Raw genomic sequence first — 14546 nt, 5'->3', positions numbered from 1 at the left:
GCTAGTCCTCCCGCGGCGTCAAATCGCGCTTGCCGTGATAGCCGCGCTTGGGACGGCGCGGCGGGCCGTAGCCGCTCGCCTCAGCCTCGTTGCGCTCGCGGGCCTCCTCGCTGCCGGTGCGCTGAACCAGCACACGGCGGCCCTTGCGGTCGTTGATGACCGCGCGCTTGCTGGCGGGCTTCTTGTCGCTCCGCGCGTCGTCGACGCGCGAAGATGATTTCGAGGGCGCGTCGAACTGTGCGCCCGACTTCTCGATCACCTTGTCGCCGAGCTGCTCGCGCAGCACGCGCGACCTGATCTCCTCGACCTGGCCTTCGGGGATCTCGCCGAGCTGGAACGGGCCATAGGAGACGCGGATCAGCCGGTTCACCTCGAGGCCGAGATGGGCGCAGACGTTGCGCACCTCGCGGTTCTTGCCTTCGCGGATCGCGAACACCAGCCAGACATTGGCGCCCTGGTCGCGCTCCAGCGTCGCTTCGATCGGGCCGTATTTGACGCCCTCGATCTCGATGCCGTTCTTGAGCTCGTCGAGCTGCGCCTGGGTGACGTCGCCATGGGCGCGCACCCGGTAGCGGCGCAGCCAGCCGGTGTCGGGCAGCTCGAGCGTGCGCGCGAGCCCGCCGTCATTGGTGAGCAGCAACAGGCCTTCGGTATTGAAATCGAGCCGGCCGACGCTGATCAGGCGCGGCAGACCTTCCGGCAGATTGTCGAACACGGTCGGACGGCCCTCGGGATCGTCATGCGTGGTCATCAGCCCGCGCGGCTTGTGATAGAGGAACAGCCGCGTGCGCTCGCGCTCCGGCAACGGCTTGCCGTCGACCAGAACGACGTCATTCTTGGTGATGTCGAGCGCGGGCGAATTGATCACGCGGCCGTTGACGGTGACGCGGCCCTGCGTGACCATCTCCTCGGCGTCGCGCCGCGAGGCAAGGCCCGCACGCGCCAATACCTTGGCGATGCGCTCGCCAGCTTTCTTCGGCTTCGGCGCGTCGTCGCGGCGCGGCCGGCCTTCGAAATCGCGATCGCGGTCGCGGTAGGCACCGCGGCCACCAAAGGCCGGGCGCTTCTCGAAGATCCGGCTGTCGTCCTCGTTCTCCCGGCGCGGGCGATCACGGAAGCGGCCTTCGCTGCGCGGATGCTCCTGCCAGTCCATCCGGCCTTCCGGCCGGCCCTCGCGTGAGCGGTTGAAGCGCGGACGATCGTCGCCGGACCGCTCTTCGCGCGGGCGCGAGAAGCGCGGGCGATCGTCACCTTCGTCACGGCGCCGTTGAAAGCGCGGACGGTCGTCGCCACCACGGCCACCCTCGCGGCGGTCATCGCGCTGACGCCAGGGCTTCTCGTCGCCGCGATCGCGGCCGCCGAAATCCTTGTCGAAGGACTTGCGCGGACGGTCGCCGCGCGCCGCGCGATCACCGCGATCGAAATTCGGGCGGTCTCCACGCGGCTTGAAGCTGCGCTCGCCACGGTCCTCGCGCGGCCCGCGATCCCCACGGTCGCGTTCGCGATCCCCACGGTCGCTTTGGCGATCCGGCCGACCCTTCGAAAATTTCCGTTCGCCGTCGAACTTGCGCTCCGGGCGGTCGCCGCGCGGCGCGTAGGGCTTCTTGTCGCCGAACTTCCGGTCGCTGGAGCGGCCGGCCGCGCGGGCATCGTCGCGATCCCGGCGCGGCGGACGCTCGTCGCGGCCGTAGGACGGGCGCTCACCGCGCGGCTTGAAGGGCCGCTTCTCGCCGTCACGCGACGAGCGATCGGAGGACGAACGGTCGCCGCGCGGCTTGAAGCTGCGCTCGCCGCGGCCTTCACTGCTGCGGTCGTCGCGCTTGAAGCGCGGGCGCTCACTGAAGTCGCGGCGCGGAGCATCGCCATCCTCGCGGCGGCGAAAGGTGCGGCCCTCGCGGGGCGGGCGGCTGTCACGGTCGCCCTTGCCCTCGAAGCCGCGCTTGGCGAACTTCTTGTCGGGGCCGCGCGCCTTGCCGCTGCGGCCGCCTTTGGGGGGGCCTCGCCGGCCGCGGGAATCGTTGTCTTTGTCGCTGTCGCGAGGCATGAATAATCTCACTTCGGGGTGGCCGTTGAGCATTGTGCGCGCTCATTCCGAGCCGCATGCTCTGGCAAAATCGGTATCCACTCTTGCTGAAGGCGGAGCTACTAGCAGGTTTCTTCGGATGATACGAGGCTTGAAAGCCCCCTCTTTCATGGATTTGGCGCTCAGAACGGCCGAAAATGCCGGAAAAGCGGGCGAAGTTCCGATCGGGTGCGTGGTGGTCCGCAACTACGAGGTCATCGCCACCGCGGCCAACCGGACGCTGACCGACCACGACCCCACCGCCCATGCCGAAATCGTCGCGCTGCGCGAGGCGGCGAAAAAGATCGGTAGCGAGCGCCTCGTCGACTGCGACCTCTACGTGACGCTGGAGCCCTGCACCATGTGTGCGGGCGCGATCTCGTTTGCAAGGGTCAGGCGCCTTTATTACGGCGCCGCCGACCCCAAGGGCGGCGCGGTGGAATCAGGCGTGCGCTTCTTTGCCTCGCCGACCTGCCACCACGCGCCGGACGTCTATTCCGGCGTCGGCGAGAGCGAGGCGGCGCGGCTGCTCAAGGAGTTTTTTCGGGAGCGTCGCTAGGTCGCGAGAAAGAACTCCCGCAGCGCCTTCGCGGTTACATCCGGATTCTCCTCGGTGAGGAAGTGCCCGGACTCCACGGGCATGCCGACCACGTTGGTGGCCCATTGCCGCCACGTATCGAGTGGCGTCGCCGCGGCCTGGGCGATGCCGGCATTGCCCCACAGCGCCAGCATCGGCACCGTGATCTTCTTGCCGGCCTCGAAATCGGCCTTGTCGAGGTCGTAGTCGAAATAGGCGCCGGCGCGATAGTCCTCGCACATCGCATGGATGCGGGCGGGATCGCGGAACGGGGTGAGGTAGTGCGCGAGCGCGCGCGGATCGATCGCGTCCAGCGTCTTCGACCGGGTCTGGCTCGCCATCTTGAAACGCAGGAAGAACTCGCCCTGGTTCGCGATCAGCGTTTCCGGCAGCGGATAGGGCTGCGCCAGGAAGGTCCAGTGATAGATCTTCAACGCGTAGGCGCGGTTCATCCGCTCCCAGTAATTATAGGTCGGCAGAATATCGAGCACGGCGAGCTTCGACAGCCGGCCAGGATGATCGAGCGCGAGCCGGTACGACACGCGGCCGCCGCGGTCGTGGCCGGCGAGCGCGAAGTGCACGTGGCCGAGCCGCTCCATCATTTCGACCATGGCTTTCGCCATTGCGCGCTTGCTGTAGGGGATATGCAGCGCATCGCTCTCGGGCATGTCGGACCAGCCGTAGCCCGGCAGGTCGGCGATGATCAGCGTGAAGGCTTCCGCAAGCTCGGGCGCGACCTGGTGCCACATCACATGGGTCTCGGAGAAGCCGTGCAGCAGCAGCAGCGGCGGGCCCTTGCCGCCGACGCGGGCGAAGACGCGGCCAAACGCGGTATTGACCCATTCGGCGGCAAAACCCGGATAGAGGTCGGCGAGATCGGACATCTTGTTGCATCCTTGTCTGGTCTGGTCGCTGAGGCCGCCCCGACACACAAAATGTCGAAAACAACCCCATGCACAGTAGCGGTATTATCGGCGGGGCGACTAACCCCAACAGCCGATTGCACATTCTGGAGTGCGGATGTGGCGGCGCGGTGACCTGAGCGCCCGAGATTTGCGGATCGGCGCGTTTGCACGCCGTCCGGAATGACGCTCTAAATGTTGACCTAACTCTTGGCCTTCTCCGCCTCCCCCGCCTGCCAGCCGATATCTCGGCGGCAGAAGCCTTCCGGCCAGCGGATGCGGTCGACGGCCTGATAGGCGCGGGCCTGCGCCTCCGTCACGGTCGCCCCCAGCGCGCAGACATTGAGCACGCGGCCGCCATTGGCCAGGATGGCGCCATCCTTCGCCACCGTGCCGGCGTGGAAGATCTCGACATTGTCCACCTTGGCGGCGTCGTCGAGCCCCTCGATGCGAGTCCCTTTTTGATAGTCGCCGGGATAGCCCTTCGCCGCCATCACCACGGTGAGCGCGGATTCCTTGTGCCAGCGCAGATCGAAATTCTTCAATTGCCCGTCGCAGGCGGCGAGCAGCGCCGGCACGAGGTCACTCATCATGCGCAGCATCAGCACCTGGCACTCGGGATCGCCGAAACGGACGTTGAACTCGAACAGTTTTGGGCCCTGCGTCGTCAGCATGATGCCGGCATAGAGCACACCGCGGAACGGCGTGCCGCGCTGCTTCATGCCTGCGACCGTCGGCAGGATGATCCTGGCCATGATGGCGTCATGGACCTGCGGCGTCACCAGCGGCGTCGGCGAGTAGGCGCCCATGCCGCCGGTGTTCGGACCGACGTCGTGGTCGAACACGCGCTTGTGGTCCTGCGCGGAGGCGAGCGGGATCGCGGTCTCGCCGTCGCACAGCGCGAAAAAGCTGATCTCGCGGCCGGGCAAGAACTCCTCGATCACGACCTCCGCGCCGGCCTCGCCGAAGGCGCCCTCGAACATCATGGCGATGGCGTCCTCGGCCTCGCGCATGGTTTTCGCAACGACGACGCCCTTACCCGCGGCAAGGCCGTCGGCCTTGACCACGATCGGCGCGCCCTGGCTCTGCACATAGGCGCGCGCGTCATTTGGGTTGGTGAAGCGCTTGTAGGCGCCGGTCGGGATGCCGAACTCGGTGCACAGCGCCTTGGTGAACCCCTTGGAGCTTTCGAGCTGGGCCGCCATCTTGCTCGGCCCGAACGCCTTGATGCCGCTAGCTGTGAGATCATCGACGATGCCGGCCGCCAGCGGCGTTTCCGGCCCGACCACCACGAGCTCGACCGCGTTCTTTTTGCAGAAGTCGATCACGGCGGCATGGTCGGCGACATCGAGGCCTACGCATTCCGCCTCCTTGGCGATGCCGGCATTGCCGGGCGCGCACCAGAATTTGGTCACCAGGGGAGAGGCTGCGATCTTCCACGCCAGGGCATGTTCGCGGCCGCCGGAACCGAGCAGGAGAATATGCATCGAAGGCTCAGAATGAGGGGTTTTGCTGGGGCCGGAGGTCGCACGAATCGGGGTGGGGCTCAAGGGGGGCGGGGCCGAACTGTATCTTTTCGCAGGTAGTGCGGCGCTCCGCCGGAAGGTAAACGCAGCGCTTCCCAATACCAACGACTCAGATGGCAGCTTGCTGCGCTCCATTCCTATTATCGAGTCAAATTCATGATTGCCAAAAATTTCCAAGAGGACCAAACGATCAAGACTGGATGCCTGATTGGGCTACAGAATGGCGTCGTCTTGCGCGGAAGACTTGATTTAATGGTGCCCGAATCGCGGGTTTCTCGTCAATGGCTGTTAGCTCAAGATCCTCCGGTGCATGAGGCATCGGACGATGGCTCTCGTCGATCTGTCATTAAAAACTGCATGCTGAGCAGCTATTTCGACTCGGTCGAGATTAGGCGATTCCGCTTTTTGGTCGACCCAACCTTACACGTAGATGATCCCGCAATATTTGGAAGCATGCTTTTAACGGATAACAATATTGGTGTATCGCTTTCAATGAACGGAGATCGCGTTCAATTTTCCTTTTCCATCCAAGAGGGCCTGCAGCAGTCCCCTCCTAATGTTGCAGCCCAACCTCAGGATGACGTTCCAAATACAGGCCGGAAGCGTTCACGTTTAGCAGGGAAATCCGCCCGCACAAAAATCGGGAAATCGGTGTTGCAAAACAGTCAGGCTCTTACTCTATCCGTGGCTTCGCTGCTTTTGACCTTGGACGATCGAATAAGCACCCTAGAGAGTCGTCAACCGAATTCAGATGATGCCATTGAGTGGAATAACCAGGAGCTTGCTAGTTATCGATCGTTTAGGGAAGGCCTTCTCTCGTTAAGCGAAGCGATTGCAGAATTCATAGCCAAGAACTCCAAAGAGCCAACGATCGTAAACGCCACAAAGACCTTTGCAGAAGGCATCGAGTCTTGGTGGACTAGCAAACATGAGCATATCTTAGAAACGGCCTTTGGAACGGGGCTATTCCTGGGGGCCTTGCAAATTAGCAGTCTAGCCGGCTGCAACACATATCTTTCGACCGCCATTACCGGAGCGATTATTGGAGGAAAGCCGGTCGTTGATGTCGTTAAAGCGATGCGGGGAAGGAATACCGGTCGTTAGCGACAACACTTAAACCACAAAGCTATCTGAATCGCCGGTGTGCAAAAGCGTCACAGGTCGCCATCAGGCCGCCGGAGAATCCCTATCGCGTGGCAGGTTTTCGCCTGCATCACGCATGAGGATGGACACCGTCTCGGTAGAGCGCGCCACTCGCGCACCCGGCCACTACGGTGACAGTGCACTAAGTTCCAAAGCAAAAGCATCAGTCTATGTTTTGGTGCACGGTCTCCATAATGTCGGGCTCGCGCCAAGGGGCGCGGCCCGGAATGACGACGGAGAGAGGGAAGGGCCTGAATGACGACGGCCGCTACGCCTGCTTCCCCGCGCAGCGTCGCCACATGCTGCGCGAACGCCCCGCCGCGGTGGCCGTCACCGTCGTCTGCGGCTTCTTCCCCACGAACGCCTTGTCCACCGAGACGTAGCCCGCCTTCGCCAGCGTCTCGATATGCGCGCCGAGATTGCCGTCGGTGGCCCCGGTGAGCTTCTTCAGCCGCGCGAATTCCAGACCCGTCGACACTGGCAGCGCGTTCAACGCGGCCATGGTTTTCAACCGCAGCGCCTGATGGATGGTCTTGTCTAGCTCGGCCAGACGCTTGCTGGCAGCCGACTTTGCACCGTGCGAGCAATCGGCTACATGGGAATTGCATTTCCCCGTGTGCTCTCGGCAGCGGACCGCAATAGGCCTGATGGATGAACCCTGAGAAGCCGCAAGCAGGCGCGCCCGCTCTGGAGAAGGGACTGGACCTCCTGGAGGCGCTGGCCGGCGCGGCGCGCGGCATGAGCCAGAAGCAGCTCGCCGAACGCGTCGGCCGCTCCGTGAGCGAGATCTTCCGGATGCTGGTGGCGCTGGAGCGCCGTGGCTATGTCGCACGCGACCCCGCAACCGGCGAATACACCCTGACGCTGAAACTGTTCCGGATCGCCTCGCAATTCCCGCCGACCGAGCGGCTGCTGAAGGCGGCGCTGCCGGTGATGGAGCAGCTCGCCTCCCGCGTCCAATTGTCCTGCCATCTCACGGTGCTGCACGGCGAGCAGTTCATGGTGATCGCCCGGATCGAGCCGGAATGGCTGATGGGCTGGTCGGTCAAGGTCGGCGCGGTGTTTCCGCTCACCCAGCAATACGCCTCCGCAAAGGTTCTGGCGGCCTTTCAGCTCGAGGGCCGGCGCCAGGAGCTTGCGCAAGTCATCGCGACCAACGATCGGATCAGCACCAAAAAGGCGCTTGCGGCGCTCGACCGCATTTCCTCGGAGGGCGGAAACTTCTCCAATGACGACGGCTATACGCGCATCCTTGCCTATAGCTGCCCGATCATCGAAGTCTCCGGTCGCGCCGTGGCCGCGATGACCGTCCCGCTGGTGCGGCAGGATCAAACCCCCGCCGCGGAAGCCAGCGCCATCGCCGCCGAGCTGCGCAACGCGGCGAGGACCGTCTCCGAGAAGATCGGCGGCATTTCGTAAACCGTGATGAGATCGGGTCTGATTGCTACAATGCAGGTGCGCTCCCTCGCCCGCTTGGGAGCAGGGCAACCGCATATGGCTTTTGTGAAGACTTGTTTTGTGAAGACCTGGGCACGCGCCTCGCCCTTCGAGACGACCGCTTCGCGGTCCCTCAGGGTGAGGCTAAGCAGCATCGGTGCTCGTTGAAACTGGCGCGACACACTCGATCCTCATCCTGAGGGCCCGCCATCGGCGGGCGTCTCGAAGGATGGCCACAGCGAACGACCTCTGATTCACCCTTTTTGTTTCTCCTTTGCGCTTTTCCCATCGGAGCTTTTCGAGCGTTCTTCGAAACGATCAGCCCCCTTGGCTAGATCGTGCCCCATCTTGCTCTCGGTCTTCGCTTCGTCCTTGGACGTTGCTTCCCGCAAGCCTTCAGCGGCCTGTTGCCTCGCCTTTGATGATTGTCGTTCGTCATCCATTGGTGGCTCCTCTCTGATAAAGACGCCTCCCAGGAAGCTCGCTGGTCTATCCCGGATTGGACGTATCCACGTTCCAATCAGGTCGCCTCGGCATTGTTCCCAATTCCGTTGACGCTCTTAGTCGAGCCGCGGCACAGCCGGCATCGATGCGCTAAGCACGCTTCGGCGCGGGCCTAACAGCGCTTGAACGTCTGCCTCGGGCTCGCGATTTTGGCGAACCTCATTGCAAAAGCCTCGTCGTTCGCCTTTCAGATTAGCAACGGTTGGCAGCCGCTTCCGCTTTTGGGGGACAAGCGGTAATGCTTGGCCGATCACGAGAACTCCGCTTCGTTCTTCCAGAGGCGGACATGCCTCGATGCGCACACGCGTTACGCCAGCGTCATCCCGCCATCCACAACCCAAGCCGCGCCATTCACGTGGGCAGCTTCGTCAGAGGCGAGGAAAGCAACGACGTTCGCAACGTCCTGCGGCCGCCCATGCGCGGTCGCAACGTTTCGGCGCAACGCAATGGCGCTGTCACGCGCCTGGCCTTCCAGTTCCCGGATCATGCGCGACTCGACCGGTCCGGGCAGAACGGCGTTGACCCTGATCTTCGTCCCGGCCACATCGAGCGCCGCCGTGCGTGTCAGCCCGAGCACGGCATGTTTCGAGGCGACATAGCCGGCGAGCCCTGCGCGCCCCCGGATCGCAGACGTCGACGCGGTGTTGATGATCGCGCCCGTCCCACGCCGCATCATTCTTGCGATGACGTGCTTGAGGCCGAGAAAAACCCCCTTCACGTTCACCTGCAGCAATTGATCGAAGGTGTCGTCAGGGTATTCATGCAGAGGGGCGACGACGCCCTCGACGCCCGCATTGTTGGCAAAGATGCCGATCGGCCCCAGGCGCGCCTCGGTCGCCTCGACGAAGCTGACCGTATCTCGGGCGCTCGAGACATCGGCGCGGATGGCGAGCGCCCGCGCACCGGCCTTCTCCACCAGTTGAGCAGTGGCCTGTGCAGCCGTTTCGTCGCGATCGACGATCGCGACCGCCGCGCTCATTCGCGCCAGCCTCAGCGCAATGGCGCGTCCGATATCGCCACCGCCGCCGGTCACGAGCGCGACCGGCGGCCGCTCAGTGCCGCTCACGACTTCAGGAATTCGCAACCGCCATCCGCCAGAGGCCGCCAGGCCTCGGACGGCGCGATGGTCTTGACCAGCTTGTAATAGTCCCAGGGATATTTGGAAGCTCCGGGGGTTTTCACCTCGAACAGATACATGTTGTGCAGCTTTCGACCGTCCGCGCGCACGCTGCCCTTGCCGAACAGGGGATCATCGGTCGGCAGCTTCTTCATCTGCTCGACGACGGCCTTGCCGTCGCTGGAGGCGCCGAGCGCGTCGACGGACTTGAGATAATGCAGGGTGGTGGCATAGGCCCCCGCATGCAGCGCGGTCGGATAGCGGCCGTTGTTGCGCGGGGCGAAGCGCTTGGTCCAGGCGCGGGTGTCGTCATTCAGATCCCAGTAGAAGGATTCGGTGAACTGCAGGCCTTGCGCAATCTTCAGCCCGAGCGAATGGACGTCGCTGAGATACAGCACCGTCGCCACCACGCGCTGGCCGCCCTGGGGAATGCCGAATTCGACCGCCTGCTTGATGGAATTGATGGTGTCGCCGCCGGCATTGATCAGCGCGATGATTTCCGCCTTCGAGGACTGGGCCTGCAAAAGGAAGGAGGAGAAGTCCTGCGTGTTGATCGGCGTGCGCACGCCGCCGAGAACCTTGCCGCCGAATTTCTGCACGACAGTCTTGATGTCGCCTTCCATGGCATGGCCGAAGGCGTAGTCGGCGGTGAGCAGGAACCAGCTCTTGCCGCCGCTCTCGACGACGGCGCGCGCGACGCCCGACGAGAGCGCGTAGGTGTCGTAGGTCCAGTGCACGAGATTGGGCGAGCAGGACTTGCCGGTCAGATCCGACGAGGACGCACCCGAGACCAGCAGCGTCTTGTTGTTCTGCTGGACGACGTTGCGCACCGCGAGGGCGACGGCCGAATTTGGCGCATCGACAATGACATCGACGCCTTGCCGATCGATCCACTCGCGCGCGATGTTGGCGCCGAGATCGGCCTTGTTCATGTGGTCGCCGCTGATGATCTCGATCGGCCGGGTCATTTTGGGGCTTGATGCCTGGAAATCCTCGACCGCCATTCTTGCAGCCAGGAGCGAGCCCGGTCCGGTCACATCGGCATAGAGGCTGGACATGTCCGTCAGCACGCCGATGCGGAGCGGCCTTACGTCTTGCGCCCGCGCACCGACCCCTATCATGCCCAGCGCCAATCCGCCGGCGCCCGCCAGCAGCCCGCGGCGGCTCACCCGAACTCGTCCTGCCATATGCAGACCCTCCTTTGCCTTGTGCGTGTTTCTTCCCAATGTTTGCCGCCCGCATGTACATGGCACGCAGGCTGATCTTGTCGCTCAGGGCGTGAGGCGCTCGATGAGCCTGCGGTCCTCGACCTCGAATCCGCCGCCATAGACGTCCGACACCATGAAATGCGCGCCGAGAATTTCCGGCTCGAGCTCGGCAATCGGATCGTACGCGCTGGCGTGCAGCGTCATCGCGGCACGGCCCGGGACCGGCTTGGAGTATTTCAACGGCGTGCGGCGATAGGCGATGTCCGCATAGGCCGTGCCGAGCCGCTCAGGATGCGGCAAACGGCGCACATGGATCTCGCCGGCCGGCAACTCGCCGCCATCGACGATGCGGACCACCGGTGCGGACGCATCCGGCGTAAAGGCGAAATCGGCCAGTGGAATTCCGCGGCGCCGGACCCATCCGGTGATCGAGCCGTCCGGGTGCTCGTCGAAGGCGTAATGCGCATCCTTCTTGGTGTAGCCGAACACCTCGCGCCCGGCACAGATCCCCATGGGATCGCTGCAATACATGAAGATATGCGTCTCGGTGAACAGCCCCTTGTAGCGCACGGGCACCGAGATCATCAGATCGAACATCTCGCCCGCGTGCACGGCGAGGGAATGGCCAGGCGAACGCATGAAGCGGAAGGCGACGCGGTCGCTGGCGATTTCGAACGGCGTCTCAGCGAGCAGTGCCGCGACCTTGCCGGGCGCGACACAGGTCATGATCTCGACGGTCCGCAAGGTGCAGCCCCACTCCACCGGATAAGCCGGCGAATAGGGCGGATTGACCCCACTATTCGGCTTGAGCTGGTACGGCCCGAACATGCGTCCGCGCGGGTCGTCGGGATCGGTCACCACAGGCATCGGGGCCTCTTCCTCCTAATTCATATATGATTTCAAGATTTCATATATGAAATCATAGTTGAGTCAAGCCGCCTCCCCAGCGCGGTTCCCTCGGGCCACCGAATCGATTGGCGCCGCGCCGCGAAAATCCTTAAACGTGGGTCTGACCCCAACATGCCGAATCGTTTGCTAGATGCCGCCTGCGGAACAACTGCTCAACGCCCCCGAATTCACCGTGTCCGAGCTCTCGCTGTCCCTGAAACGGACGGTCGAGGACGCTTTCGGCCATGTCCGGGTCCGGGGTGAGATCTCCGGCTTTCGCGGGCCGCACTCCTCCGGCCATTGCTATTTCGCGCTCAAGGACGAGAGCGCCAAGATCGAGGCGGTGATCTGGAAGGGCGTGCACGGCCGGATGCGCTTCAAGCCACAGGAAGGGCTCGAGGTGATCGCCACCGGCAAGCTCACGACCTATCCGGGCTCCTCGAAGTACCAGATCGTGATCGAGGCGCTGGAGCCGGCCGGCATCGGCGCGCTGATGGCGCTGATGGAGGAGCGCAAGAAGAAGCTCGCTGCCGAAGGCCTGTTCGACGAGGCGCGCAAGCAGCTGCTGCCCTGGCTGCCGGAGGTGATCGGCGTGGTGACCTCGCCGACCGGCGCCGTGATCCGCGACATTCTGCACCGGCTGGAGGACCGCTTTCCCCGCCGCGTGCTGGTGTGGCCGGTCAAGGTGCAGGGCGACGGCTCGGCCGAGCAGGTCGCGGCCGCGATCCGCGGCTTCAATGCGCTGCCGGAAGGCGGCAAGATCCCGCGGCCTGATGTTCTGATCGTCGCGCGCGGCGGCGGCTCGCTGGAGGATCTCTGGTCCTTCAACGAGGAGATCGTGGTCCGCGCCGCAGCCGAGAGCATGATCCCGCTGATCTCGGCGGTGGGGCACGAGACCGACATCACGCTGATCGATTTCGTCGCGGACAAGCGCGCGCCGACGCCGACGGCCGCAGCCGAGATGGCGGTGCCGGTGCGCAGCGAATTGTTCGTCGAGGTCGCCGATCTCGGCCGGCGCACCCGCGCCTATTGGCAACGCGCCCAGGAGAGCCGCCGCAGCGAGCTGCGCGCCGCCGCGCGCGCACTGCCGGCGGCCGGCGATCTGCTCGCCATTCCCAGGCAGCGGCTGGATTCGGCGGGCGCGTCCCTGCCCCGCTGCCTCAAGGCCAACACGCACGCGCATTTCCGCAGGTTCACCGCGGCAAGTGCGAAGCTGACACTGCGGGTGCTGCACGGCCAGATCGCACAGGCCGATCACCGGCTCACCGTGTGCGGCGAGCGGCTTGGTCTTTCCGCGCGCTCACTGCTGCGGCAGCGGCGTGACCGCTTTGCCGGGCTCGAGGTGCGGCTGCGCGCCTCAAAGCTCTCCAACGCGCAGGCGCAGCGCAACGCGATTGCCCGCCAGCGTGAACGCACGCATCGCCTGAGCGAGCGCGCCGGCCGCGCGCTCGCAACGCTGCTGCAGCGGTTAGACGCCCGCGTCGAGAACAGCGGCAAGCTGCTCTCGGCCCTGTCCTATCGCGGCGTGCTCGCGCGCGGTTTCGCGCTGGTGCGCGATGAAGCAGGGCATCCCGTGCATGCGGCCGACAGCGTCGGGCCGAATGCGCGGATCGAGATCGAGTTCGCGGATGGACGCGTTGCGGCAACCACGGATGCGGATCGCCCGGCGCCGGCGACGAAGCGCGCACCGGCCCAGCCGAAGCCAGCCGCACAGGACGCGAAGCCGGCGCCGAAGCGCGTGGCCAAGCCGGTGGATCAGGGCAGCCTGTTCTGAGGCTGGTCGCGCCTCTGCTACCGCAGCAATCCGAGTGTCAGCCCGTCATCCTGAGGTGCGAGGCTTGCGATGCCGCGCATCGCAAGGTGAGCCTCGAAGGATGAGCGGCCGAGATACAGCTGCGCCGTCGCCCTTCGAGGCTCGCCGAAGAAGCGAGCACCTCAGGGTGAGGGGATCAATAGAGGCGTGTCCTACCGGCAGGACAATCCCGCGTCGATCGTGGTCCAGAAGCCGCAATGTTCCGGTGCGTGCAAGGGAGCGCCGGCGTGGGCTTCATACAGGAAGACCGCGACGGTGAAGACGATCAGGGCGGAGAAGAGGACGATGCGGTTGCGCATGAGGATTGCGTTTAATCGACATCGTGGTCGAACTAAGGCGCCGTCACGGATTGCGGTGCGCTCCATCCGGGCTACGGGACCGCCGCTATCGCGCCAGCCATTCCGCCACGTCCTTCTGCGAGGCCGCGCGCGCGTCGGCATCGGTGCCGAGATGGCCAAGCTCGGGCGCGGCGGCATCGTTGCTACCGCCAGCGGCGTGCAGCGGCGTATTGGCGCGGTCGAAATCGTGATAGGCGCCGGGATAGACCACGATGCGCGCGAGCGCGCTGCGGCCGTGTGCGCCCTCGACCATCTGGCGGCAGGCCGGCGGCGACGAGACGTCGTCATCGGAGCCGATCAGCACCAAGGTCGGCACCCGGGTGCTCCAGCCGAGGCCGGCGGAAATCCGGCAATCGGGATAGAACGCGACGGCGGCGCGGAAATCCGGAGCCAAATCCCGCGCGGCACTCTGCGGACGCACGGCCCAGAGCAGCGCGCTGGCGCCATTGGCCCAGCCCACCAGGCTGACGCGGTCGTGCGCCACCCAGCTCTGCTTCATCAGCCAGGCCCGTGAGGCCGCGATGTCGGTGACGCGTTCGCGCCGCGCCTTGACGTGCATCTCCTTGACGCGGCATTGCGGCCCGAGCTCGCGCGAGCCGTAGCTGTCGGGCAGCAGCACAGCGTTACCGGCCTTGAGCAGGCGCTCGGCCCAGTCGCGATAGCGCGGCAGCACGGTGTCAGAATGGCCACTGAGCCCGCCGCAGCCATGCAGCGCGATCACGGCCGGAAACGGGCCTGCTCCCTCGGGCTTGTAGAGCTGCGCATGGAGCACGCCCGCCGCCAGCGGAATCTCGACCGGCTGCGGCGCCGGCGCGGCGGGCGCGGCCGACATCGACACCATCAGGAACAGGGCGGTTAACGCAAGGCGCATCGGGCTCTGCCGCGGAATCCTTCGGCTCAGCACTATCATGCGGAAACGGCGGCAAAACATCACAAACCGGTGGGTTTACCGGGCGGACAAGCCACCCTATCTGTGCTACATCGCGTCCAACACAACGAGCCCTCCCGCAGTGTCCACGGAGCGGCCTTCC

General features: G+C 64.8%; 14 protein-coding genes. 4 read left to right on the top strand and 10 right to left on the bottom strand.

Translation table 11 applies throughout. The features are described 5' to 3' along the window. Position 1 precedes the first annotated feature (1 nt). Positions 2–2044, bottom strand: a complete 2043-nt coding sequence (locus X268_RS03145; RefSeq protein WP_164937500.1) for a pseudouridine synthase — start codon at positions 2042–2044, stop codon at positions 2–4. A 118-nt stretch (positions 2045–2162) separates the two neighbouring features. Here X268_RS03145 and X268_RS03140 point away from each other — a divergent pair, with 118 nt between their 5' ends. After that, positions 2163–2621, top strand: a complete 459-nt coding sequence (locus X268_RS03140; RefSeq protein WP_128929133.1) for a nucleoside deaminase — start codon at positions 2163–2165, stop codon at positions 2619–2621. Here X268_RS03140 and X268_RS03135 read toward each other — a convergent pair. Both X268_RS03135 and purD read right to left on the bottom strand, forming a co-directional pair. Beyond that, on the bottom strand, positions 2618–3523 hold the full coding sequence (locus tag X268_RS03135; RefSeq protein ID WP_128923571.1) for an alpha/beta fold hydrolase: 906 nt from the start codon (positions 3521–3523) through the stop codon (positions 2618–2620). The genes X268_RS03140 and X268_RS03135 overlap by 4 nt on opposite strands. A gap of 221 nt (positions 3524–3744) precedes the next feature. After that, positions 3745–5028 carry a phosphoribosylamine--glycine ligase gene (gene purD / locus X268_RS03130; protein WP_128923570.1) on the bottom strand — a complete coding sequence of 428 codons (1284 nt, stop codon included), beginning with the start codon at positions 5026–5028 and terminating at the stop codon, positions 3745–3747. A 195-nt stretch (positions 5029–5223) separates the two neighbouring features. Here purD and X268_RS03125 point away from each other — a divergent pair, with 195 nt between their 5' ends. Next, entirely contained in the window at positions 5224–6171 is a 948-nt protein-coding gene (locus X268_RS03125; protein ID WP_128923569.1) for a hypothetical protein, read from the top strand. 307 nt (positions 6172–6478) lie between these two features. Here X268_RS03125 and X268_RS03120 read toward each other — a convergent pair whose 3' ends face one another. Beyond that, positions 6479–6760, bottom strand: coding sequence for a transcriptional regulator (locus X268_RS03120; protein ID WP_128929132.1), 282 nt, complete (start codon positions 6758–6760; stop codon positions 6479–6481). A gap of 101 nt (positions 6761–6861) precedes the next feature. Between X268_RS03120 and X268_RS03115 the strand changes: the two genes are divergently transcribed. Further along, positions 6862–7629 (top strand): IclR family transcriptional regulator, encoded by a 768-nt coding sequence (locus X268_RS03115; RefSeq protein WP_128923568.1) that lies wholly within the window; start codon positions 6862–6864, stop codon positions 7627–7629. A gap of 272 nt (positions 7630–7901) precedes the next feature. Here X268_RS03115 and X268_RS03110 read toward each other — a convergent pair whose 3' ends face one another. The 4 genes from X268_RS03110 to X268_RS03095 all read right to left on the bottom strand — a co-directional run bounded on the left by X268_RS03110 (position 7902) and on the right by X268_RS03095 (position 11343). Next, positions 7902–8090 carry a hypothetical protein gene (locus tag X268_RS03110; RefSeq protein WP_128923567.1) on the bottom strand — a complete coding sequence of 63 codons (189 nt, stop codon included), beginning with the start codon at positions 8088–8090 and terminating at the stop codon, positions 7902–7904. Positions 8091–8458: 368 nt separating this feature from the next. After that, the gene (locus tag X268_RS03105; RefSeq protein ID WP_128923566.1) at positions 8459–9217 is read right to left on the bottom strand and encodes an SDR family NAD(P)-dependent oxidoreductase; all 759 of its coding nucleotides are present in this window, start codon (positions 9215–9217) and stop codon (positions 8459–8461) included. Next, positions 9214–10389 (bottom strand): ABC transporter substrate-binding protein, encoded by a 1176-nt coding sequence (locus X268_RS03100; protein WP_128929131.1) that lies wholly within the window; start codon positions 10387–10389, stop codon positions 9214–9216. The genes X268_RS03105 and X268_RS03100 overlap by 4 nt, the downstream gene beginning before the upstream one ends. A gap of 150 nt (positions 10390–10539) precedes the next feature. Continuing rightward, entirely contained in the window at positions 10540–11343 is an 804-nt protein-coding gene (locus tag X268_RS03095; RefSeq protein WP_208764418.1) for an acetoacetate decarboxylase family protein, read from the bottom strand. 172 nt (positions 11344–11515) lie between these two features. Here X268_RS03095 and xseA point away from each other — a divergent pair, with 172 nt between their 5' ends. After that, positions 11516–13138 (top strand): exodeoxyribonuclease VII large subunit, encoded by a 1623-nt coding sequence (gene xseA / locus X268_RS03090; protein WP_128923565.1) that lies wholly within the window; start codon positions 11516–11518, stop codon positions 13136–13138. Between the two features lie 191 nt (positions 13139–13329). On the opposite strand, the gene X268_RS03085 is transcribed toward xseA, so the two are convergent. Next, on the bottom strand, positions 13330–13476 hold the full coding sequence (locus X268_RS03085) for a hypothetical protein (RefSeq protein ID WP_164937499.1): 147 nt from the start codon (positions 13474–13476) through the stop codon (positions 13330–13332). Positions 13477–13561: 85 nt separating this feature from the next. Continuing rightward, positions 13562–14386: a dienelactone hydrolase family protein gene (locus X268_RS03080; protein WP_164937498.1), complete on the bottom strand. Its 825-nt coding sequence runs from the start codon at positions 14384–14386 to the stop codon at positions 13562–13564. Positions 14387–14546: the final 160 nt, after the last annotated feature.

Origin of the sequence: Bradyrhizobium guangxiense (assembly GCF_004114915.1) — a bacterium.
In the GTDB taxonomy this organism is placed as follows: domain Bacteria; phylum Pseudomonadota; class Alphaproteobacteria; order Rhizobiales; family Xanthobacteraceae; genus Bradyrhizobium; species Bradyrhizobium guangxiense.
The sequence above is the reverse complement of the archived record's forward strand: the minus strand, read 5'-3'. Positions and strand labels throughout refer to the sequence as shown.

Bases quoted from the DNA above. Each gene is read 5' to 3' on its own strand.
- X268_RS03145 (WP_164937500.1), bottom strand. From the start codon at position 2,044: ATGCCTCGCGACAGCGACAAAGACAACGATTCCCGCGGCCGGCGAGGC.
- X268_RS03140 (WP_128929133.1), top strand. From the start codon at position 2,163: ATGATACGAGGCTTGAAAGCCCCCTCTTTCATGGATTTGGCGCTCAGA.
- X268_RS03135 (WP_128923571.1), bottom strand. From the start codon at position 3,523: ATGTCCGATCTCGCCGACCTCTATCCGGGTTTTGCCGCCGAATGGGTC.
- purD (WP_128923570.1), bottom strand. From the start codon at position 5,028: ATGCATATTCTCCTGCTCGGTTCCGGCGGCCGCGAACATGCCCTGGCG.
- X268_RS03125 (WP_128923569.1), top strand. From the start codon at position 5,224: ATGATTGCCAAAAATTTCCAAGAGGACCAAACGATCAAGACTGGATGC.
- X268_RS03115 (WP_128923568.1), top strand. From the start codon at position 6,862: ATGAACCCTGAGAAGCCGCAAGCAGGCGCGCCCGCTCTGGAGAAGGGA.
- X268_RS03110 (WP_128923567.1), bottom strand. From the start codon at position 8,090: ATGGATGACGAACGACAATCATCAAAGGCGAGGCAACAGGCCGCTGAA.
- X268_RS03100 (WP_128929131.1), bottom strand. From the start codon at position 10,389: ATGATAGGGGTCGGTGCGCGGGCGCAAGACGTAAGGCCGCTCCGCATC.
- X268_RS03095 (WP_208764418.1), bottom strand. From the start codon at position 11,343: ATGCCTGTGGTGACCGATCCCGACGACCCGCGCGGACGCATGTTCGGG.
- xseA (WP_128923565.1), top strand. From the start codon at position 11,516: ATGCCGCCTGCGGAACAACTGCTCAACGCCCCCGAATTCACCGTGTCC.
- X268_RS03085 (WP_164937499.1), bottom strand. From the start codon at position 13,476: ATGCGCAACCGCATCGTCCTCTTCTCCGCCCTGATCGTCTTCACCGTC.
- X268_RS03080 (WP_164937498.1), bottom strand. From the start codon at position 14,386: ATGCGCCTTGCGTTAACCGCCCTGTTCCTGATGGTGTCGATGTCGGCC.